Here is a 20,051-nt window from a genome sequence, read left to right on the forward strand (position 1 = left end):
GTTCACAGCCCAAAAGGCCCGAAAATCCCGTTTTGAAGCATCTGAAAGGCTCTTTGCCTTTTGTGGTTAATGGCAGGTAAGCGACGGATTTTCCTCATATTTCAGCATTGCGTTAACTCCTGTGGCAAGGCGAGCCGGCAAAAGCCCTGCAATTGCAGCGAGGTGCTGCCCTGATGCTTAACGGCGATCGCTCGCATTCGACTAAAATGTCCGTCAAATACCGTTCGCTAAAATTTGAACTAAATTTGCCGCAAATGCGCGTGAGTTTCGAAAAGCGGCATTCGCAACTTGGCGGTAGGGTGAAATCACACCGGACAACCGGCCTGATTCGGCGACAAGAACCGGACGGGAAAACAGGATGGGCAACGACAATGTGGTTTCTAATCAAAGGATCCTTCTGGTTTGGCCTTGTGCTCGTGCTCCTTTCCGTCTTTAGCACGGAGGGTTCCGACAAGTTCGCCAGCGGCCCGCAATTGCAGCTTTCCGACGCCTTTACGGCGGCAAGCGGCGCCTATGACTATCTCACCGGCATGTGCTCAGAAAAACCCGAGGTCTGCGCCAAGGGCGCCGAAACGCTCACCGCACTCGGCTACCGGGCGCGTGAAGGCGCCCACGTCGCCTATGAACTGCTCGACAGCCAGTTCAAGGACGAGACGCCGGCGACAGCAAAACATGCCGAAACGCAAATGCCGGTGGCTCTCACCATGCCTTCGCTTACGGCACCCGCCATCCAGGAAAAGGTACGCGAGGCAAAGGCCGCGCTGAACCAGCCGATGCCCTACCGCCCGCCGGTCGAAGATGACGCCTCCGCCGAGACGGTTGTCACCGGCGCGATCCCGCTGCCGACGCCGAAGCCGGCGATCTAGATTTTCCAAGCTTGCATCGGTGGCCCGCACGACGCGGAAATGCCCCATGCCTGACGTGCCTGCCCTGTTTAATTCAGCATGTTGCTGCGCCGTGAGGATGCCCATCCCTCACGGCGTTTCTTTTTCATGCATGTCACCAGGACGCGTGCCGCGGTTTAGAGATCACGACACGCATGAAAACGAGGAATTGAAGCGTGTCGCATGAATCCTGTTCGACGCGGCGCGCTTTAACGGTTCAAATCCGCCGGTCTTTCACCTATATGCAGTTTTAAGATTGAAAGGCTTTCCCATGGCATCCCTCGACCAGATCATCGACGACTTCGCCTTCCTGGACGATTGGGAAGACCGCTACCGCTATGTCATCGAACTCGGCAAGGCGCTGCCGGACCTCGCCGAGGAGAAGCGTACCTCCGAAAATAAGGTAATGGGCTGTGCCAGCCAGGTCTGGCTGGTGACGCATACAACAGGTGATCCCGACAACCCGGTCATGAGTTTCGAAGGGGATTCCGACGCCCATATCGTCCGCGGCCTCGTCGCCATCGTGCTTGCCACCTATTCCGGCAAGACGGCGTCGGAGATCGCCGGCCTTGATGCCTTCGAGATCTTCTCGAAGATCGGTCTGGTGGAGAACCTGTCATCGCAGCGTTCGAATGGACTGCGATCGATGGTCAACAGGATCCGTGAGGAAGCAAAGCTTCGCGCCGCGGCCTGAACGCGCTTGCGATAAGGGGTTCTGAGAGACGCCGCGCCCCAAGCGATTCAGGAAGCGCTACGATCAACGAATCAGTACATTAACACTTGCTGATAGTATAGGAATACATTCTACGGCTGCTCGCAAAGCATAGGTCAGAGGCGCCGCCGCAAGCACAGACAGAAAAGCCGGGCACAAGACCCGGCTTTTGTCGTTGATGGCTTTCGAAAAAGCTCAGCCGCGGCCGCGCTTGCGGCGCTGACCCAGGCCCATTTCCTTTGCCAGGCGCGAACGCGCTTCGGCATAGGCGGGCGCTACCATCGGGTAGTCGGTCGGCAGGTCCCACTTCTCGCGGTATTCTTCCGGCGAGAGGCTGTGATGCGTCATCAGGTGACGCTTGAGGGACTTGAAGTTGCCGCCGCATTCCAGACACGTGATCTGCTCGTCCTGTACGGACTTGCGGACAGAGACTGCAGGCTTCTGTTTTTCGACGATGGCCGCAGCAGGCTGCGGTACGGACGTGTTGCTCAGTGCCGAATGCACGTCGGAAATCAGATTTGCCAGGTCGCTGACCGGGACAACATGGTTGCTGACATAAGCCGCGACGATGTCGGCTGTCAGTTCCACAAGCAGCTCCGGCGCATTGCCGGTCGCCATTTCCGTCATATTTTTTCTCCTGTTAGCATGCTCAAACGGCCTTTGACTGTTACGTCAAAGACCCGCCTCGTAGAAGCGAACAGCAAAAGCACGGGAAGCGACCTTCTGTTTCGAAAAACGCGAAATCCACCCCTAGATTCCGAAGAGCGAGACCTGTTCTAATACTGCCTGGCTGCAAATCACTACGTCATGCCCCAGGCGATGGCCCCAGTTTAGACATAAAAAATCAAAACTGAGAGACTTGGAAGCAGTACGATTGCGATTCACAATCAGAACTCTACTTGCATTTTCAAATACCATCGTTTGGTCGAAAGGCCAATTATTATTTGTCGTTTTTCTTGAGAAAAAATGACAGATGAAGAATTAAGGCGCGTTCTGGCAAGCTTTACTCACAGCTTCCTGTGCATAAGTTTTGCATAAATCTGGTAAAGCGGCGAAACAGCACAGGCTCAGCGCTTTCGCATATCGTCGCGGACCGAGACGGCGCCGAGCGCATATCCCGAAAGGTGGGCGGCTCTGGCCAGCAGATGGGCGGAGACCGGCGCCGTCAGCAGCAGGAAGACGAAGCCGGCAATGGCGCGGGCGAGAATCGACAGTTCCTGCGAATAGAGGCCGGCGGCAAGAAGCAGCAGACCGGAACCGACCGTCCCGACCTTCGAGGCCGCGTGCATACGCGTATAGAGGTCCGGCAGCCGGACCAGTCCGATCGCTGCCGAAAGAGCAAAGAGCGCACCCGATATCAGCAGCAAGGCAGTGGTGCCGGCCAGGATATAATCCATCATCGTTTCTTCCCTCCCGCACGCCGTTTGGCGCCGGCCTTTGCCGGAGATGCGGACGCCGGCGATTTGATGTTGCCGCGCGACAGCACGAATCGGGCGAAGGCAACCGTTGCCAGGAAACCGACGAGGCCGAGCGAAATGGCGATATCGATATAGAGCGAAAAGCCGGTTTTGACCGCGATGACGGCGATCAAACCGATGGCGATGCCGGTCAGCATATCGAGGGCGAGGATGCGATCCGGCAATGTCGGGCCGGCAACGACGCGCCAGACCGTCAGAATCAGTGCCAGGCCGAGGATGATGAGTGCAGCCGAGGATGCGGCCGCGACGATGGCGGCAGGTGTGATCACCGGAAAGCCTCCATGATCTTGCGCTCGAAACCATTGGCGATATCGCGCTTGGCTGTCTCGGGATCGGAACAATCGAGCGCATGGACATAGAGCGTGCGGCGATCTGTGGAGACATCGACCGAAAGCGTGCCGGGTGTCAGGGTGATGAGGTTTGCCAGCAGAGTGATCTCGAAATCGCTCGTCACCGTCAGGGGGAAGGCGAAGATGCCGGGCTTCAGCTTCATATCGGGCGAAAGAATGGTGAGTGTGACCCTCCAGGCCGACAGCGACAATTCCTTCAGGAACAAGAGGGCGAGCGAGAACACCAGGCTGGCGCGGCGCAGATATCCCTTGCCGCCGAAGGGTTCGCGGATGATGGCGAGCGAAAGGGCGGCAAGCAGGAAGCCAAGAACGAGATTGTGCAGCGAGGCGCTGCCGGTGACGGCGACCCAGGCAATGGCGAGCAGAAGATTGAAGAGAAAGGCGATCACCTGATGCCTCCGGGAAAGACCGAATGAACATAGGCTTCCGGATCGGCAAGACCGGCGGCGGCCGATTGCGACAGCGCCAGCAGCTGGTCCGGCAGGATGCCGAAGCCGACGACCAGCGCCGTCAGCGCGGCAAGCGGCAGGCCGGTGCCCCAGAGGGCTGCGGCCGGTTTCGCGGCCATCGGCGCCGGGCGCCAATAGGCGAGCAGAAAGAGGCGGCCAAAGGCGATCGTCGTCAGAAAACCGCCGGCGAGGATCACGGCCGCCAGCCACCAGGCGCCACTATCGAGCGCGGCCTTGACGAGAATGACCTTCGGCCAGAAGCCGGAAAAGGGCGGCAGGCCGCAGGCGGCAAGGAAGAGCACCAGGGAGAGCGCGGTGAAGCCGCCGCTTTGGCGGTAGAGGCCGCCGAGCGTCGACAATAGAAAGCCGCCGCCGCGCCGGGCGATTTCACCAGCGGCAAGATAAAGCGCCGTCATCAGCACCATGGAATGAAGCGCGTAAAAGACTGCGCCGCTGATGCCGCCGCCCGTACCGCCAAGTGCGACGCCGGCAAGCATATTGCCGATGCCCGATATGACGACATAGCCGAACAGCCTGCGGATATCGTTTTCGGCAAGCGCGCCGAGCGCGCCGACGAGGATGGTCGCCGCGGCGATAAGCGCAATCAGCAGGCTCAATTCCTGGCGCTCCACCGGCAGCAGCATGACGACCACCCGGATCAATGCGTAAATGCCGACCTTGGTGAGCAGGCCGGCAAACAGCGCCGAGACCACGATGCGCGGTGTATGATAGGCTGCTGGGAGCCAGAAATTGACCGGAAAGGCGGCCGCCTTCATGGCGAAGGCGAGCAGGAAGAGACTTGCCAGCGTCATCAGCGGCGCCGTGGCGCGCAAATCCCTCGCCTTTACTGCGATATCGGCCATGTTGAGGGTGCCGAAGACGGCATAAAGGATGCCGACGCCGATCAGGAACAGCGTCGTGGCGATGAGGTTCAGCACCGCATATTTCAGCGCACCGTCGATCTGCCGACGTTCGGAGCCGAGAATGATCAGCCCGAAGGAGGAGATCAGCAGCACCTCGAACCAGACATAGAGATTGAAGATATCGCCGGTGAGAAAGGCGCCGCTGACACCGGCCATCAGCAGCATGAGCAGCGGGAAAAACCCGTATCGCCGGCCGCTGTCACCGATATCGGTCAGCGCATAGATGCCGGCGGCGAGCGCAGCAAGGGCTGAAGTGAAGGCCATCAGCGCCCCGAAGAGGTCGACCGTGAAGGCGATGCCGAAGGGCGGCAGCCAGCGGCCCATCACCATGGTGAGCGGCCCTTCGGCCACGACCTTGGCCAGCAGCGCCGCATCGATCAGCGCCAGCAACACAAGGCCCAAAATGGCCAGCCAGGCCTGCAGGCGGGGGTAGGCGCGCAGCATCAGCAGGACGGCGCCGAGCGTGATGCAATGGGCGACCGGCAGAATGGCAAGCCAATGGCCGATCGGCACCGGGGCGGTGATCAGGGCGGCGGAGAGATCGACGGCGGAGGTGGGAGCGGCCATCAGGCGTGGCCTTTGGGAACGCGAGGGGCGTGCCGTGGGATGCCCCCCTCTGCCCTGCCGGGTATCTCCCCCACAGGGGGGGAGATCGGCAAGACGCGCGCCCTTGCCGATATATCAATTGCACCCCCAGCCGCTTCGTCTATCTCAGGCATCTGACGAGGGTGAGACTTCGCCCCCAGCCGATCTCCCCCCTTGTGGGGGAGATGCCCGGCAGGGCAGAGGGGTGTAACCGCCAGCACCAACATCTGCATCAATACCCCAATGGCGGCAGCGGCCGGTCGTCGGGCTCGGCGGCGCGCATTTCGCTGGTGTCGTCGGTGCCGAGATCCTGGTAGGCGCGGTAGGTCAGCACCAGCAGAAAGGCGAGGAAGGAGAAGGAGATGACGATCGCCGTCAGGATCAGTGCCTGCGGCAGCGGATTGGCGGTGCCGGCGGGCAAGGCGTCGAGACCCGCCGGGATGATTGGCGGCACCTCGCGCGTCAGCCGGCCTGAAGTAAAGAGCAGGAGGTTGACGGCATTGCCGAGGATGGCGATGCCGAGCATGATGTGGATCGTGAATTTCGACAGCATCAGATAGATGGCGGCAGCGAAAAACAGGCCGACGAGGATCGCCAGAAGCGGCTCCATCATTCCACCTCCTTTTCTTCCAATGTCAGCGCGATCGAGGTGATAGCGCCGAAGACGACGAGATAGACGCCGACGTCGAAGAGCATGACGCTCGACAGTGGCACTTCGAGACCGAAAAGGTTCGGATAGACCCAGAGGCCGGTCATGAAGGGAACGGCAAAAAGGATGGAGAGAAGGCCTGATAGCGTCGACAGCAGCAGGCCGAAGCCGGCGATCGACAGCGGATGGAAGAAAAGCGCGCGGCGAACGGCGGCAACACCAAGAGCAATGCCATAGATCGCCAGTCCCGAAGCGGCAATCAACCCGCCGATGAAGCCACCGCCCGGCTCGTTATGGCCGCGCAGCAGCACGAAGACGGAGAAAAGCAGCATCAGCGCGGTGAGGAACGGGGCAATGGTGCGGAAGATCAGGGTATGCATCAGCCCTCGGCCTCCACTGGATCATTGGCGGCAAGCTTGCGCTCCGTGCCGGCGCGGATGCGGATCAGCGCCAGGATGGCAAGGCCGGTGACCGCGACGACGGCGATTTCGCCGAGCGTATCAGTGCCGCGGAAGTCGACGATGATGACGTTGACGACATTGGCGCCATGGGCAATCGTTTTCGAATAGGCGTTGAAGAACACCGTCAGCGCATCGTTGAACGGCACCTGTGTTGCCCGCATCAGCATAAGCGTGAAGCCGAGGCCGCAGACGAGCGCAAGCGCGCCGTCGAAGAGCCTTCGGCCAAGCGGGCGCCGATCGTCCGGGGAGAGGCGGAGCCTGGTCATGACCAGGGCGAGGATGACCACCGACAGGGTTTCGACCATGAACTGGGTGAAGGAGAGATCCGGCGCCCCGAACAGCAGGAAGATGATAGCGACGGCAAGACCCTGAATGCCAAGCGAGACGATTGCCGTCAGCCGGTCGCGGGCGACGAGCACGGCGGCAAGGCCGACCGCAGCGATCAGCAAAACCGCCCATTCATAGAGCCGGACATCCGCCGGCCAGGCTGGAAGCTGCGGCAATTCACCAAAGACGACGGGGGGGATGATGAGGATGGCGGCGACCGAGAGGAAGGTGCAGGCGATATAGATTTGCAGCCGCCCCGGCTGCAGAATACGCATGGTGCGGGCGGCGAAGCGGACAAGGCCCGATATGGCAAGATCGAATCCGTGATCCGGCCCGCGCCCGGCGGCGCGCAGGAAGATCGCCATCGCCACGCGGGCGCGGGCGAGCTGCCAATAGACGCCGATGCCGAGAAGCACTGTCAAAGCGGAGACCGCCAAGGGCACGCCTGGATGCAGCGCCAGCGAAATGTCGATCTCAGCAGGGGTCTGGCGGATCGCGGCTGATATCGGCGACGACAGGGCAGCGTGCGTGAAGCTCGAAAAGATCGCGGCAAGCAGGCCGAGGGCAGCGAGAACGGCCGGGCCGAGCCAGAGCAGGACGGGCGCTTCGTGCGGATGTTTCTCCGTCTCCACCGGCCGGCCGAGAAAGGGTTTCAGCGCCACGGCGAAGGCGACGGCAAACATCAGCGCATTGCCGAAGACGGTGATGGTAGTGAAGGTAAGCGCGCGGACATCGCCGCCGGTGAGTGCCGTATAGATCTCCTCCTTGGCGAGGAAGCCGAAGAAGGGCGGCAGGCCGGCCATGGAGAGGGCCGCCGCAAGTGCGATGACCCACGTCAGCGGCATCGCCCGCCCGAGGCCGCCGAGCCTGGTGACATCGCGCGTGCCGGTCTCGTGATCGATGATCCCGGCGACCATGAACAGCGCACCCTTGAAAAGGCAATGCGCCACCAGATAGAGCGCTGCCGCCTCCACCGCATGCTCGGAGCCGAAGCCGATCAGCATGACGAGCAGGCCGAGCGAGGAGACGGTGGTATAGGCGAGCTTGAGCTTCAGGTCGGCCTCGCCGATGGCGAGCGTGGCGCCGACCACCAGCGTCAACCCGCCGAAGAAGGGCAGAAGGATTTCCCAGGCGGGGGTCGCCCCCATGACGGGATTGAGCCGCATCAGCAGATAGACACCCGCCTTCACCATCGTGGCCGAATGCAGGTAGGCCGACACCGGCGTCGGCGCCTCCATGGCGTTCGGTAGCCAGAAATGAAAGGGAAACTGCGCCGACTTGGTGAAGGCGCCGGCAAGAACCAGGATAAGGGCAGCGAGATAGAACGGGCTTTCGCGCACGGCATCGCCAAATGCCATGAGCTGCGACAGCTGCGTGACGCCCGATATGTTCCAGAGCAGCAGCAGGCCGGCCAGCAGGCAGAGCCCTCCCCCGCCGGTGACGACAAGCGCCTGCAGGGCGGCGCGGCGCGCCGCCTCGCGCTCGTGATCGAAGCCGATCAGCAGGAAGGAGGTGATCGACGTCAGCTCCCAGAAGATGAAGAGCATCAGGAAACTGTCGGAAACGACGAGGCCGAGCATCGCCCCCATGAAGAGGAAGATAAACGAGAAGAAGCGGCCCTGATCCTTGTGTCCCTTGAGATAGCCGCCGGCATACAGCACGATCAGGGTGCCGATGCCGGTGATCAGCAGTGCAAAAGCCAGCGACAAGCCATCGAGAAACCAGGAGAAGGACAGATTGTAGCTCGGTACCCAGGCATAACCGCCGGCGACGACCTCACCGCGCGCGATCGCGGGCACGAAACGCAGGAAATGCAGAAAGGCGAGCAAGGGCGCGAGCGCCAGAAACCAGGCACCGTTGGCGCCGAAGATGCGGATGACGAGAGGAGCGGCAAGAGCGCCGACAAGCGGCAGACACAGGGCCAGAAATGTCAAAGCCGTGACATCGGCCATATCTCCTCCCCAACAGCGATAAACGACGCACCAGCGAAAACCGGCCTGTCTTCTGACTTAGGCGAAACGGGAGGGCGTCTCAAGCGATTTCGGCCGCAGGAGCTATTCGACGTAATCAGGCGGCCGATCGGGAAAGACGGGTCAGCAACCGGACAACGCAGCCGTGCAGGATAAAGACCAGAAGCGTCAGCGGCCACAGCAGGCAGGCGAAAAGCCCCGCCAGACGATGGAGCGTCAAGCCGTCATGGTTGGCCCAGCCCTCCAGGAGCGTGACCGCCATGGCGGCTGCGGCTACGAAGCCGTAGAGCAGGACGATTGCTGCTTCAAACACCAGTGATTCCCCTATACACGTAACATTAACCCTAACAGAAAACCCCTAACGGATGTAAGAGCAGGCGCCCTCCCCAAAAAGCGGTACATGGTCAATGGGGCGGGATGGTGCCCAAGTCTTGATGAACTGTCGACGGCGCACCACATTTTCTGGCAAAACGGAACCGCCCCTCGGCGAAAGGAGCATGGCATGTCCGAAACCGCAACCACCGCCAAGATCCACAAGACCGATGCGGAATGGAAGGAGCAGCTCACCCCCGAGCAATACCGCATCACCCGCCAGCACGGCACCGAGCGCGCCTTCACCGGCCCCTATTGGGATTCCTTCGAGACAGGGCTTTACCGCTGTGTCGGCTGCAACGCCCCGCTGTTCCGCTCCGACACGAAGTTCGACGCCGGCTGCGGCTGGCCGAGCTATTTCGAAGCCGTCTCGCCCGATGCGGTGACCGAGCATCGCGACACCGCCTTTGGCATGGTGCGCACCGAAATCCGCTGCGGCAGCTGCGAAGCCCATCTCGGCCACGTCTTCCCCGACGGCCCGCCGCCGACCGGCCTGCGCTACTGCATCAACGGCCATTCCATGGTGTTTGAGCCGGGGCAATAGACGTTCGGCGCAGGAGGCAACCTGCCCTTCATTCGCCTGTCGGCAACTTCTCCGTTCCACGATACGTCTCGTATCGCACGTCCCCTCGCCCCGTTTCTACGGGGAGAGGGAGAGGGTGAGGGGCAAGCTTTCGGCGCAAAACCGGGCCTACAGCGCGACGGTCCGGCTGGCGAGTCTTGACCGATCACTCATGCTCGGCAGGGCATGGCCAGGTCGTCGGCGCAGAGAGGCCGGCGGGGAGCTTGGTCGAGGTGTCGCCGCAAGCAAGGTCGATCTGGGCTTGTTCGAGGCCGGATGCCGCCGAGAGGTCGAGGCCTTCGATGCGGGTGAGGAACATGAAGGCGCGCTCGAAGATCGCCGGGCCTTCCAAACTTGCGCCGGAGAGATCGGCACGGGAGAGATTGGCGAAAGAGAATTTCGTGCCGGTCAGCACCGCCTTGTCGAAATCGGCGCGACCGAGTTCGGCTTTTTCGAAGCTCGCGCCGGCAAGCCTGGCGCCGGCGAAATTGGCTCGCTGCAGCTCGGCGCCGGCGAAGGAAGCGCCTTCGGCGATGATATTGGCGAAGCTGGCGCGATAGGCTTCGATTTTGGCGAAGCTGGCGCCTTCGGCGTGTGCGCCCTCGAGCGAGGCGCGCACCAAAGTCGCCTTTTCGAGATTGGCGGATTTGACGTTGGCGCCGGCGAGATCAGTCAGCGAGAAATCCGTGCCGACGAGGTTGGCACCTTCGAGATCACTGCCCTGCAGCATCAGGTTCTTCTTGGTGCATTCCTGCCAGTCGAGCTTCGGCGAGGCCAGGCTGCCGCAATCGGCGGCCCGGGCGGCGACCGGCGGAAATGCCAGAAGAGCGAGGGCAAGGAGACCGAGCGACGATCCGTGCTTTGCCATTGAACTGTTCACCTCCATACCATTCTAAGGCCACCCTCGAAGCCGGTCGCCTCTACTTTCTTACACAGCTCTGACTACAATAAAAAGATGGAGAGCGCCGTTGACAATGGCAATGCCCGGGGGCCCGAGGGATGCCGGATTAGGCCGAAGGCAGGCGAAGCTCCATGCAGGTGAGGTCCAGCCAGCGGCCGAATTTGGTGCCGACCTCGGAAAATCTACCGGCGATGCGAAAACCGAGCTTTTCGTGCAGCCGGATCGAGGCGGTGTTCTCGGCCTCGATGCCGGCGATCATCACATGAATATTGCCCGCCGCGGCGCGGACGATCAATTCGCGCATCAGCCGCTCGCCGATGCCGGCGCCGCGGCAATCCTTGTCGACATAGACGGAATGCTCGACGGTGTGGCGGTAACCGTCGAAGGCGCGCCAGTCGCCATAGGAGGCATAGCCGGCGACCTTGCCCGACAGCTCGGCGACAATGACGGGAAAGCCGCGGGCCTTGCGCGCCTTCATCCATTCCCGCCGGTTTTCGAGATCGACTAGCGTCTCGTTCCAGATCGCCGTCGTGTGTTCGACGGCGTGATTGTAGATATCACGGATGGCGGGAAGATCGGTTTCGGTGGCGTCGCGGAGGAGGACGGTGTCTTTCATAATTGCCTGTTCGTTTTGTCTGCGACAGGCGGCATACGCCCTGCCCCAAAAGATGTAAACGGCGGATCCACCTGCGAGAGACGCCGGGCGCGATCTTTATCAGACGCCCGGCGCCGACAGGCTGAAACAGGTGAAGACGGCCGAATAGTGCACGGCCGCGGCGGTGACGACGAAACCGTGCCAGATGGCATTCTGGAAGCGCAGCTTCTCCCAGACATGAAAGATGACGCCGAGCGAATAAATGACCCCGCCGATGACGATCAGCAGCATCGAGGCGGAGGGAATGCGCGAGGCGACAGGTTCGGCCACCAGCACGCCGCTCCAGCCCATGGCGAGATAGAGCAGGATGGCGACACGGTCGTAACGGCCGGGAAAGACGCATTTCAGAATAATGCCGGCAGCAGCAAACAGCCAGATCGCCACCAGCATGAACAGAAGCAGCGGGTCGTCTGCGCCGCGTTCGAGGAAGGGCGTGTAGGTGGCGGCGATCAACAGGAAGATCGCCGAATGATCGAAGCGGCGCAGATACCATTTGGTGCGCGAGACCGGCCACGCATTATAGGAAAAGGAAATGGCTAGCGTCAGCACCAGCCCGACGCCATAGATCCAGGCGGCGGCGAGCGCGCCGTAGGAACTCCAGAGCGTGGCGTAGAAGATCAACACCGTGGCGCCGATCAGCGCCAGCACGAGACCGACGCCATGGACGATGCCATCGGCGATCAGTTCGTATCTGTCGTAAGCCCAGCGAATGCCGTTGAACTCGGCCATGCACGCCAATCCGTTTCAGACCCAATGGCAATCGTCGCATCGAACGAACGGGTGCGCAACTGCGGCGAAGTGCACAAGCGGTCAATCTTCGTAACAGGCTGTCTGGCGCCGAGACGGCTCGCGCAATCAGACCTTTTGCCGGTCGACGAGCACAGAGCATTTCGCGTGGCGCACGACCCGGTCGGCGGTAGCGCCGATGAAGTAGTTGGAAAAATCCGGAACATGCGAGGCGACAATTATGAGGTCGGCGCCGTAGCTTTCGGCGGTCGAGATGATGGCTTTGGCGGGCGGACCGTTACGGATCTCGACGGTTGCCGCGATGCCGGTTTCTGTTATTAGCGCCTTCAGCTGGTCGCGGCTGTCCTGCATGGCATCCTCGACCATATTGGCCGGCAGTTCGATCGCGACATAGGTCGGGACATCCTCGATGACGTTGAGTGCGACGATCTCGCCGCCGTCGTCGAGCAGCGATGCGGCCTTGCGAAGGATTTTTTCTCCCTTTTCGATGCCCCCGAGCGCGATCGCTACGATGATCTTCCTGTACATGGCTCCCTCCATGACTGAGATGTATAAGTATCCTCTAAAGAAGATATGGATGCATTCACCGCGATCAAGTGGGCGCAAGTCATCGTCAACACCCGCTCAACACTTCATCATCAAAAACGGGTCTTCTGTGAACAATCGCGATCCGCCATATAGAGATCAGGTACGGCGGCTGAGAGGAGACAGAGGCGAATGAACCGGCGAAACTTCCTCGGCCTTGCTGCAGGCGGCACATTTGCCGCCACCGCCGGCACGCCTTCCTTTCAACAGGACAGATCACAGGCAGGAGACCAATCCATGACGACCGAAACTTCCTACGCGCTGACGCGGCCCGCCTATATCGACCAGTCGCATCTCGTCGTGAAGGACCTTGCTCTCGTGTCCGGCTTCTATCAATCGATGCTCGGCCTGAAGGTCATCGAGGAGACGGCGAGCGGCCAAGTGCTGGGTGTCGGCGATCTGCCGCTGCTGACGCTAACGACGGCCAAGGATGCCGCGATCGCGCCGCGCAACGCGGCCGGCCTTTTCCACACCGCCTTCCTAATGCCGGATCGCGCCGAACTGGCGCGCTGGCTGCGCCATGCGGCCCAGAACAATGTCGTGCTCGACGGCGCCTCGGACCATCTCGTCAGCGAGGCGATCTATCTGTCCGACCCGGAAGGCAACGGCATCGAAATCTATGCCGACCGGCCGCACGAGCAATGGAAATTCCAGCAGGACGGCATGGTGGAGATGGCGACGCTGCGCCTCGACCTGCAGGCGCTCTACGACAGCGCACCGGACGAACGCTGGGGCGGCATGGCGGCGGGAACGGCGATCGGCCACCTGCATCTGCAGGTCGGCGACATCCCGCAGGCCGACGCCTTTTATCGCGACGTGCTCGGCCTCAAGCTGATGGCGAGCCGTCCCGGTGCCAGTTTCTTTGCGACCGGCGGCTACCATCACCATCTCGCCGCCAATATCTGGAACAGCCGGGGTGCCGCCGCCCGCGCCGACAATATGACCGGACTTTCGGACTACAAGGTCCGGTTCAACGACAATGCGACGCTGGATGCGGCGATCTCCAAGCTCGATGCGCTGGAGATCAAGAGCGAGAAGCGCGATGGCGGCACCTTCCTCAAGGATCCCTGGGGTATCGGCCTGACGCTTTCGGCGTAATTTCCCAAGCGCGAATCAGCCCGAAACGGCCGAAAACATTCGCGCCATGCGGGCAAAACAATGCGTATGAAGAGGTGCCGCGTGCGGTTTGCCGGCTAGCCCTTTGCCTCAGGGAACCGGAACCGCGTCGGCGCGTTTCGGTCACGAAGCAATGAGCTTCGGGGGACCTCACCGCATGGGCATCGCCAATGGCATCCGCAAACAAGCCAAGAAGATTGCGATCGGCGAACGCCGCACCAGCGCCTGGGCGCAGACACTGAAGGAGGCAGCCGAAGAGCTGCCGCCGGCACCGCTGCACCGGCTTGAGAAAGACGGCCTGGATATAAGCATGGCCTGGGCGATCATCGGCATCTTCGGAATTCTCTTCCTTGCCGCGGTCTATCTGATGTCGCTGATCCTCATCCCGATCACACTTGCCGTCGTCGTCGGCATGATCCTCGGCATGGCGGCAGAAAAGCTCAGCAAGATGGGAGTGCCGCGGCTTGCCAACGCCTTTATCCTGTCAAGCAGCGTGGCGCTGGTGATCTTCCTGCTCATCAACTCGCTCGCCGATCCGCTGATGACGTTTGCCAATGAGGGCCCGGCCTTCGCCGAGCGAATGATAAACCGCGTCATGCCTTATCTGGAGCGAATCCGATGGCTGCATATCACGCCGGCGACATTTGAAAGCGGGTCGATGTCGATCGGTGCGCTGCTCGAAAACACCGGCAACGTCCTGCACGTGGTGACGAGCAGCCTGACGCCGGCACTGGTGCAGGGGATGATCTTCTTTGCGGCGCTGCTGTTCTTCCTCGCGGGTCGGGTCAACCTCCGCAAGACGATCATCATGACCTTCCGCACTCGCACGCAGCGCCTGGCCGCCATCCGTGTCATCAACGCCGTCGAGCAAGTGCTCGGCTTTTATTTCGCGACGGCCTCGCTGATCTATGTCGGACTCGGCGTTGTCATGACTGTCATCGCCTATGCCGGCGGGTTGTCGGCGCCGGTGCTCTGGGGCTTCTTCGCCTTCCTGTCGAGCTTCATCCCCTATCTCGGCATCACGCTGATGACGCTGGCCGTCGCCGTCGCCGGCATCCTGACCCATGATGGCCTCCTCGTCGGCCTGATGCCGGCCGCAGCCTTCTTCACCGTGCATCTCCTGATGGAAAACCTGATCTTCCCGGCGGTGATGGGACGGCGGTTGGAAATCAATCCTTTCGTCGTCTTCCTCGCCATCCTGTTCTGGACATGGATGTGGGGTGCCGTCGGTGCCATGCTGGCGCTTCCGCTTTCGCTAATCGTCATGACTGTCATCGACGAAATACTGATCGAGGAAAAGCCGCAGCCGCAATTGCCGAAATGATCAACCGGGGAGATAGTGGTGGCGTCTGATCTCACTCTCAACGAATCCGATCACGACCAGATGGTCAGCGGTCGATCGCTCTGGGGGAAAAGCGGCATTCGGCCGGAATGGCGGCCGATCGAGCAGAGCTTTTCCACCGACATCGCCGTGATCGGCGGCGGCATCACCGGCGCCCTGGTTGGCGAACATCTGACGGCGCGCGGTTTTTCCGTTGTTATCATCGACCGGGAGGAGCCCGGTTTCGGCAGCACTGCGGCGAGCACCGCGATGTTGCAATGGGAAATCGACAGCACGCTCACCGAACTTGAGGATTATTACGGCTTCGAACGCGCCGCCGGCATTTACCGCCGCAGCGGAGCAGCGGTCGCCGGCCTTTCCAAACTGATCGCCGCACACGGGATTGCCTGCGGTTTCCGGCCGCGCAACACGCTCTATCTCGCCGCCAACCAGGAAGGCGCGCGCGAGTTGCTGGAGGAGCGCCAACTTCGCCGCCGGGCCGGCCTGCCCGGCGTCTATCTCGAACATCCCGACCTCTTCACCCAGTTCGAACTCGATCGGGATGGGGCAATCTATTCGCCGGGTTCGGCCGAGGCCGATCCGCTGCTTCTGACCTGGGCATTGATCGAAATGTCCGTCCGGCGCAGCGCGCGGCTGGTCAATGCTTCCGTCACCGCGCTTCACAGTGAAGGCGATCACGTCACGGCCGAGACGGACGGAGGCCACGTCATCGAGGCGCGGCATGCCGTGCTTGCCACCGGCTATTCGATGCCGGGCCTCTACATGCCGAAGCTGCACCGCACCAGTTCGAGCTGGGCGCTCGCCACCGTACCCCAGGACCCGGCAAATTTCTGGCGCGAGAGGGCGCTGATATGGGAGGACAGCCACCCCTATCTCTACATGCGCACGACAGAGGACAATCGCATCGTCGCCGGCGGCGAGGATGACGGCACGGCCGATCCCGAAGCCCGCGACCTCAAGCTGCCGGCCAAGATCATGGCGATTCGCGAGAAGATAAATCGGCTATGGCCGAAAGCGGATACGCGGGTGGAGCACGCCTGGTGCGGAACCTTCGGCGAAACCGCCGACGGCCTGCCGCTGATCGGCCCGGTGCCCCATATGCCGCATGTGTTCGCAGCCTACGGCTACGGCGGCAACGGCATCACCTTTTCCTATCTCGCCGCCCAGATGATCGGCGCGATGCTGGCCGGCATGCATCGCGACTGGTTCGAGGATTTCGCGCTCGACAGGGATGGGCCGGGGCTGCGACGGTTTGGAGAGGATAGGCTGGGGGCTGGGCATGAGTTGCGGTAGAGGCCACGGCCACCGTTAGCCACAAAACTACTCCGTCGTCTTGTCGTCACCCATATCCTCGACATCCTCCAGACGAACGAACTCCGTCCCCTTCATCTTGAGATCGACCAGAGCCTTCGCCACCCCCTCGCCCGCCGCATGGGTCGGCTGGTTGATGTGCGAGATGACGACGTCGCCGTCCTTGGCCGAGGCGATGCGTTTTTCGGTGATGACGGCCCCGAGCAGCGAGCCGCCGTCGCCGTTTACCGAATAACCGGCGATGCGATAGCCCATGGCGCGGATCTCGCCGATGGCGGACAAGTCATATTTGGCGGTCGAGCCGCGGAACCAATGTGGCGCGGGAATGCCCGCCGCGGTCATTGCCGCGGCGCCGCCCTCGACCTCCTGCTTCACCGCCTGCGGCGAGCCGGCCGAGGCGATGCCATAGACTAGCGTCGGCGTGTCGATGGCCGGGATATGGTTCTCTCCGTGATTTTCGAGTTCGAAGAGATCAGGGTTCTGCAGGAACACGGCAAGGGCTGCGGGGTTGTGCTTCAGCCAGCGGGCGGTGACGAAGATCGTCGCCGGGATGCGCGCACGCACCAGCGTCGACAGGATGCGCTCGTCCGCCTGGCCCATGCAGGCATCGAAGGTCAGCGCAATGCGGGCATGGCCTGATATGTTGGAGCGGGCAATATGCAGATGCGGCTCGACGAGCTTTACCGCTGGGCTCTTCATGAGCGGAGCGGCGGCGGCCGGCAGCGGCGGCGCTTCGGCCGCGCACAGCGTAGACAGGCCGGCCAGAAGAAACGCCGAAGCAAGCAAGATGCGGTTCATGAAAGGACTTCTACGATTCGATCGGCCAAGTTTAGCGACTGCATTCGTCCAAAACCATGTGGCCTGTTAGCGCAGTCAATGGGACAGGCGATCAATCGTAGAGATAATACTTGTCCCACTTCTCGCGCGGCACCTTGTCGCCGATCTGGTAATTCAGTTCGCGCACGTTGATATGCTGCGGGCCGGTGATGCAATTGTAGGAGAGATGGTACCAGTCGCCCTTGCTGCGGAAAACGGCGCCCGGCGCCTGCAGCGAATTGTCGCCGGGGATCGGGTCCTTGAAGGTATAGGCAATCACCTTGTCGGGCTTGAAGCCGGCGCTGTCCTGGTTGATGCGGCTCATTGCCTCAGTGTCGCAGCTCTGTTCCAGGCGGGTGGAGGGATCGAGTTTTTCAAGCTGCTTCTTGATGGCGGGATCGACGGCAAAGGCAGGGGCAGCAAGGCTGACGAGGGATACAAACAGGAGCAGATGTTTCGGCATTGCGGAGAAATCCCTTGCTGTTGTCCATTCTTCACCCTGCCACAGGCAGCTTGCCGGGGGCTTGGCACGTGTAAATTTCGCTCTGCGATAGCGGACATTCTTAAATATTGTGGTGACATCAAGGCAAGGCCGGCAGGGTGACCTCCAAGCCTGTGGAAGCCTATCCACCGCCTTGACGCAGCCTTGCCGCTTGATCCGGGACCAGTGCGCCTCTATCTCTTGCCAACCCGATATCCCGATCCGGAGCCATTCCTTGTCCGTTTTCAACAGCCTGCCGACACCGCCTGCCGCACCGAAGAAGCCCGTCTCCGATACGCGCCACGGCATTACCCGCACGGACAATTATGCCTGGCTGCGTGCCGACAACTGGCAGGCGATGTTCAAGGATCCATCGATCCTCGACCCGGAGATCCGCCGGCATCTCGAAGCCGAAAACGCCTATATGAACGCCGCGATGGAAGACACCAAACCGCTGCAGAAGCTGCTGTTTTCGGAAATGCGCGCCCGCATCAAGGAAGACGACAGCTCGGTGCCGGTGAAGGACGGCGCCTATGCCTATGGCACCTCCTACGTGACCGGCGGCGAACAGCCGCGCTATTTCCGCATCGCCCGCGACGGCGACGTCACTGATGAGACGATCCGCACGGTGCTGCTCGACGGCGACAAGGAGGCATCGGGCAAGGCCTATTTCCGCCTCGCCGGCCTCGACCATACAACCGATCACAGCCACGGCATCTGGGGCTATGACGACAAGGGCTCGGAATTCTACACGCTGAAGGTCCGCGATCTCGCAACCGGCGAGGACCTTGCCGACCGGATCGAGAACACCGGCGGCGGCGGCGTCTGGGCGCCCGACGGCAAGAGCTTCTTCTATTCGGCTCTCGACGAGAACCACCGGCCTTCCAAGGTGTTCCACCATATTGTCGGCCGGCCGCAATCGGAAGACCGGCTGGTCTATGAGGAGGCCGATGCCGGCTTCTTCATGGGCGTCGGCGGGTCGCTGCTCGACGATGTCATCTATATCGACATTCACGATCACGAAACCAGCGAATACCGGCTGCTGTCGACCAAGGACCTCACCGCTGAGCCGAAGCTGGTGGCGGCGCGCGAGGAAGGCATCGAATATTCCCTGACCGAGGGCGGCGATATCTTCTACATCCTAACCAATGACGACGGCGCCAAGGATTTCAAGATCATGGAAGCGCCTGTCGACAATCCAGGCAAGGAGAGCTGGCGCGAAGTCGTTGCCCACAAGCCCGGCACATTGATCATCAGCCACATGGCCTATGCCCGCCATCTTCTCTGGCTGGAGCGCAAGGACGGGCTGCCGCAGATCATGATCCGCGATCGGGCGACCGGCGGGGAACATGCGATCGCCTTCGCCGAGGAAGCCTATTCGCTGGGGCTTTCGGGTGCGGCGGAATACGACACGGATGTCATCCGCTTCTCCTATTCCTCGATGACGACGCCGTCGCAGCTCTACGACTACAACATGGTGACGCGCGAGCGCACTCTGTTGAAGACGCAGGAAGTGCCGTCCGGCCACAATCCCGACGACTACGTCACGCGCCGCGTCTTTGCCCCGGCGTGGGATGGCGAGAAGGTGCCGGTCACCCTGCTCTATCGCAAGGACACGCCGCTCGACGGCACCGCGCCTTGCCTGCTCTACGGATACGGCGCCTACGGCATCACCATTCCGGCCGGCTTCAACACCAATTGCCTGTCGCTTGCCGATCGCGGCTTCGTCTATGCCATCGCCCATATCCGCGGCGGGAAGGACAAGGGATTTTCCTGGTACGAAGACGGCAAGATGGACAAGAAGACGAATACCTTCAAGGACTTCGTCGCTGCTGCCGATTATCTGAATCAACAGAAGTTCACCTCTTACGCGAGGATCATCGCCGAGGGCGGCTCGGCCGGCGGCATGCTGATGGGCGCCGTCGCCAACATGGCGCCGGAGAAATTCGCCGGCATCATCGCAGCCGTCCCCTTCGTCGACGTGCTGAACACCATGCTCGACGACACGTTGCCGCTCACCCCGCCGGAATGGCCGGAATGGGGCAACCCGATCGACAGCCAGGAAGAATACGAGCAGATCGCCGCCTACTCGCCCTATGACAATGTCGGCGCCAAAGCCTACCCGCCGATCCTGGCGCTCGGCGGCCTGACCGACCCGCGCGTCACCTATTGGGAACCGGCCAAATGGGTGGCGAAGCTGCGCGACCAGACGACCGGCGCAGCACCCATCCTGCTCAAGACCAACATGGACGCCGGCCATGGCGGCGCCTCCGGGCGCTTCCAGCGGCTGGAGGAGATTGCGTTCGAGTATGCGTTTGCGATCAAGGTGGCGGGGAAGATGTGAAATCTTTAGAGGTGTGCCGAGGAAGAAGCAA

22 protein-coding genes are annotated in these 20,051 nt (G+C 61.6%); 7 read left to right on the top strand and 15 right to left on the bottom strand.

Annotated elements, in window-relative coordinates; genetic code table 11:
- Nucleotides 1-371 precede the first annotated feature (371 nt).
- Both OS035_RS00240 and OS035_RS00245 read left to right on the top strand, forming a co-directional pair.
- Complete coding sequence (locus tag OS035_RS00240) at nt 372-866, top strand: DUF5330 domain-containing protein (RefSeq protein WP_097627683.1); 495 nt, start codon at nt 372-374, stop codon at nt 864-866.
- A gap of 289 nt (nt 867-1,155) precedes the next feature.
- Nucleotides 1,156-1,578 (top strand): SufE family protein, encoded by a 423-nt coding sequence (locus OS035_RS00245; protein ID WP_003587751.1) that lies wholly within the window; start codon nt 1,156-1,158, stop codon nt 1,576-1,578.
- Between the two features lie 213 nt (nt 1,579-1,791).
- Here the strand turns inward: OS035_RS00245 and OS035_RS00250 are convergent, their stop codons facing one another.
- The 9 genes from OS035_RS00250 to OS035_RS00290 all read right to left on the bottom strand — a co-directional run bounded on the left by OS035_RS00250 (nt 1,792) and on the right by OS035_RS00290 (nt 9,101).
- Nucleotides 1,792-2,223, bottom strand: a complete 432-nt coding sequence (locus OS035_RS00250; RefSeq protein ID WP_003569414.1) for a MucR family transcriptional regulator — start codon at nt 2,221-2,223, stop codon at nt 1,792-1,794.
- 440 nt (nt 2,224-2,663) lie between these two features.
- Nucleotides 2,664-2,996: a monovalent cation/H(+) antiporter subunit G gene (mnhG, locus tag OS035_RS00255; RefSeq protein ID WP_097627681.1), complete on the bottom strand. Its 333-nt coding sequence runs from the start codon at nt 2,994-2,996 to the stop codon at nt 2,664-2,666.
- Nucleotides 2,993-3,343 (bottom strand): cation:proton antiporter, encoded by a 351-nt coding sequence (locus OS035_RS00260; RefSeq protein ID WP_097627679.1) that lies wholly within the window; start codon nt 3,341-3,343, stop codon nt 2,993-2,995. Before OS035_RS00260 ends, mnhG begins: the two co-directional genes overlap by 4 nt.
- Nucleotides 3,340-3,813: a Na+/H+ antiporter subunit E gene (locus tag OS035_RS00265; protein ID WP_131711496.1), complete on the bottom strand. Its 474-nt coding sequence runs from the start codon at nt 3,811-3,813 to the stop codon at nt 3,340-3,342. The genes OS035_RS00260 and OS035_RS00265 overlap by 4 nt, the downstream gene beginning before the upstream one ends.
- Complete coding sequence (locus tag OS035_RS00270; protein ID WP_097627675.1) at nt 3,810-5,363, bottom strand: Na+/H+ antiporter subunit D; 1,554 nt, start codon at nt 5,361-5,363, stop codon at nt 3,810-3,812. The genes OS035_RS00265 and OS035_RS00270 overlap by 4 nt, the downstream gene beginning before the upstream one ends.
- 250 nt (nt 5,364-5,613) lie before the next feature.
- Nucleotides 5,614-5,991, bottom strand: a complete 378-nt coding sequence (locus tag OS035_RS00275) for a Na+/H+ antiporter subunit C (protein ID WP_097627671.1) — start codon at nt 5,989-5,991, stop codon at nt 5,614-5,616.
- On the bottom strand, nt 5,991-6,410 hold the full coding sequence (locus tag OS035_RS00280) for a Na(+)/H(+) antiporter subunit B (protein WP_097627669.1): 420 nt from the start codon (nt 6,408-6,410) through the stop codon (nt 5,991-5,993). The genes OS035_RS00275 and OS035_RS00280 overlap by 1 nt, the downstream gene beginning before the upstream one ends.
- On the bottom strand, nt 6,410-8,770 hold the full coding sequence (locus OS035_RS00285; RefSeq protein ID WP_331813214.1) for a putative monovalent cation/H+ antiporter subunit A: 2,361 nt from the start codon (nt 8,768-8,770) through the stop codon (nt 6,410-6,412). The genes OS035_RS00280 and OS035_RS00285 overlap by 1 nt, the downstream gene beginning before the upstream one ends.
- 115 nt (nt 8,771-8,885) lie before the next feature.
- Nucleotides 8,886-9,101 (bottom strand): hypothetical protein, encoded by a 216-nt coding sequence (locus tag OS035_RS00290; protein WP_097627665.1) that lies wholly within the window; start codon nt 9,099-9,101, stop codon nt 8,886-8,888.
- A 189-nt stretch (nt 9,102-9,290) separates the two neighbouring features.
- On the opposite strand from OS035_RS00290, the gene msrB reads away from it, so the two are divergent.
- Entirely contained in the window at nt 9,291-9,704 is a 414-nt protein-coding gene (gene msrB, locus OS035_RS00295; RefSeq protein WP_097627663.1) for a peptide-methionine (R)-S-oxide reductase MsrB, read from the top strand.
- 184 nt (nt 9,705-9,888) lie between these two features.
- Here msrB and OS035_RS00300 read toward each other — a convergent pair whose 3' ends face one another.
- The 4 genes from OS035_RS00300 to OS035_RS00315 form a co-directional block, all read right to left on the bottom strand.
- Nucleotides 9,889-10,590, bottom strand: a complete 702-nt coding sequence (locus tag OS035_RS00300; protein ID WP_097627661.1) for a pentapeptide repeat-containing protein — start codon at nt 10,588-10,590, stop codon at nt 9,889-9,891.
- A 139-nt stretch (nt 10,591-10,729) separates the two neighbouring features.
- Nucleotides 10,730-11,239, bottom strand: a complete 510-nt coding sequence (locus OS035_RS00305; RefSeq protein WP_097627659.1) for a GNAT family N-acetyltransferase — start codon at nt 11,237-11,239, stop codon at nt 10,730-10,732.
- A gap of 99 nt (nt 11,240-11,338) precedes the next feature.
- Complete coding sequence (gene trhA / locus OS035_RS00310; protein WP_097627657.1) at nt 11,339-12,007, bottom strand: PAQR family membrane homeostasis protein TrhA; 669 nt, start codon at nt 12,005-12,007, stop codon at nt 11,339-11,341.
- Between the two features lie 126 nt (nt 12,008-12,133).
- Nucleotides 12,134-12,553 carry a universal stress protein gene (locus OS035_RS00315; protein ID WP_097627655.1) on the bottom strand — a complete coding sequence of 140 codons (420 nt, stop codon included), beginning with the start codon at nt 12,551-12,553 and terminating at the stop codon, nt 12,134-12,136.
- A gap of 189 nt (nt 12,554-12,742) precedes the next feature.
- On the opposite strand from OS035_RS00315, the gene OS035_RS00320 reads away from it, so the two are divergent.
- The 3 genes from OS035_RS00320 to OS035_RS00330 all read left to right on the top strand — a co-directional run bounded on the left by OS035_RS00320 (nt 12,743) and on the right by OS035_RS00330 (nt 16,361).
- Nucleotides 12,743-13,708: a VOC family protein gene (locus OS035_RS00320; protein WP_179867139.1), complete on the top strand. Its 966-nt coding sequence runs from the start codon at nt 12,743-12,745 to the stop codon at nt 13,706-13,708.
- A 175-nt stretch (nt 13,709-13,883) separates the two neighbouring features.
- Nucleotides 13,884-15,050 carry an AI-2E family transporter gene (locus tag OS035_RS00325; protein WP_097627653.1) on the top strand — a complete coding sequence of 389 codons (1,167 nt, stop codon included), beginning with the start codon at nt 13,884-13,886 and terminating at the stop codon, nt 15,048-15,050.
- A gap of 18 nt (nt 15,051-15,068) precedes the next feature.
- The gene (locus OS035_RS00330) at nt 15,069-16,361 is read left to right on the top strand and encodes an NAD(P)/FAD-dependent oxidoreductase (RefSeq protein ID WP_097627651.1); all 1,293 of its coding nucleotides are present in this window, start codon (nt 15,069-15,071) and stop codon (nt 16,359-16,361) included.
- A gap of 27 nt (nt 16,362-16,388) precedes the next feature.
- Here the strand turns inward: OS035_RS00330 and OS035_RS00335 are convergent, their stop codons facing one another.
- Together OS035_RS00335 and OS035_RS00340 are read right to left on the bottom strand one after the other, a co-directional pair.
- A complete protein-coding gene (locus OS035_RS00335; protein WP_097627649.1) occupies nt 16,389-17,177 on the bottom strand; it encodes a polysaccharide deacetylase family protein in 789 nt (262 codons plus the stop codon).
- A gap of 91 nt (nt 17,178-17,268) precedes the next feature.
- On the bottom strand, nt 17,269-17,658 hold the full coding sequence (locus OS035_RS00340; protein WP_003587774.1) for a DUF930 domain-containing protein: 390 nt from the start codon (nt 17,656-17,658) through the stop codon (nt 17,269-17,271).
- A gap of 253 nt (nt 17,659-17,911) precedes the next feature.
- Here OS035_RS00340 and OS035_RS00345 point away from each other — a divergent pair, with 253 nt between their 5' ends.
- Nucleotides 17,912-20,020 carry a S9 family peptidase gene (locus OS035_RS00345; RefSeq protein WP_097627647.1) on the top strand — a complete coding sequence of 703 codons (2,109 nt, stop codon included), beginning with the start codon at nt 17,912-17,914 and terminating at the stop codon, nt 20,018-20,020.
- The last annotated feature ends 31 nt before the right edge of the window (nt 20,021-20,051 follow it).

It is taken from the genome of Rhizobium sp. 268 (genome assembly GCF_036571585.1).
GTDB lineage: Bacteria > Pseudomonadota > Alphaproteobacteria > Rhizobiales > Rhizobiaceae > Rhizobium > Rhizobium redzepovicii.

Excerpts from the sequence above, each read along its gene's own strand:
- OS035_RS00240 (WP_097627683.1), top strand. The coding sequence starts at position 372 with ATGTGGTTTCTAATCAAAGGATCCTTCTGGTTTGGCCTTGTGCTCGTG.
- OS035_RS00245 (WP_003587751.1), top strand. The coding sequence starts at position 1,156 with ATGGCATCCCTCGACCAGATCATCGACGACTTCGCCTTCCTGGACGAT.
- OS035_RS00250 (WP_003569414.1), bottom strand. The coding sequence starts at position 2,223 with ATGACGGAAATGGCGACCGGCAATGCGCCGGAGCTGCTTGTGGAACTG.
- mnhG (WP_097627681.1), bottom strand. The coding sequence starts at position 2,996 with ATGATGGATTATATCCTGGCCGGCACCACTGCCTTGCTGCTGATATCG.
- OS035_RS00270 (WP_097627675.1), bottom strand. The coding sequence starts at position 5,363 with ATGGCCGCTCCCACCTCCGCCGTCGATCTCTCCGCCGCCCTGATCACC.
- OS035_RS00275 (WP_097627671.1), bottom strand. The coding sequence starts at position 5,991 with ATGGAGCCGCTTCTGGCGATCCTCGTCGGCCTGTTTTTCGCTGCCGCC.
- OS035_RS00280 (WP_097627669.1), bottom strand. The coding sequence starts at position 6,410 with ATGCATACCCTGATCTTCCGCACCATTGCCCCGTTCCTCACCGCGCTG.
- OS035_RS00285 (WP_331813214.1), bottom strand. The coding sequence starts at position 8,770 with ATGGCCGATGTCACGGCTTTGACATTTCTGGCCCTGTGTCTGCCGCTT.
- msrB (WP_097627663.1), top strand. The coding sequence starts at position 9,291 with ATGTCCGAAACCGCAACCACCGCCAAGATCCACAAGACCGATGCGGAA.
- OS035_RS00300 (WP_097627661.1), bottom strand. The coding sequence starts at position 10,590 with ATGGCAAAGCACGGATCGTCGCTCGGTCTCCTTGCCCTCGCTCTTCTG.
- OS035_RS00305 (WP_097627659.1), bottom strand. The coding sequence starts at position 11,239 with ATGAAAGACACCGTCCTCCTCCGCGACGCCACCGAAACCGATCTTCCC.
- trhA (WP_097627657.1), bottom strand. The coding sequence starts at position 12,007 with ATGGCCGAGTTCAACGGCATTCGCTGGGCTTACGACAGATACGAACTG.
- OS035_RS00315 (WP_097627655.1), bottom strand. The coding sequence starts at position 12,553 with ATGTACAGGAAGATCATCGTAGCGATCGCGCTCGGGGGCATCGAAAAG.
- OS035_RS00320 (WP_179867139.1), top strand. The coding sequence starts at position 12,743 with ATGAACCGGCGAAACTTCCTCGGCCTTGCTGCAGGCGGCACATTTGCC.
- OS035_RS00325 (WP_097627653.1), top strand. The coding sequence starts at position 13,884 with ATGGGCATCGCCAATGGCATCCGCAAACAAGCCAAGAAGATTGCGATC.
- OS035_RS00335 (WP_097627649.1), bottom strand. The coding sequence starts at position 17,177 with ATGAACCGCATCTTGCTTGCTTCGGCGTTTCTTCTGGCCGGCCTGTCT.
- OS035_RS00340 (WP_003587774.1), bottom strand. The coding sequence starts at position 17,658 with ATGCCGAAACATCTGCTCCTGTTTGTATCCCTCGTCAGCCTTGCTGCC.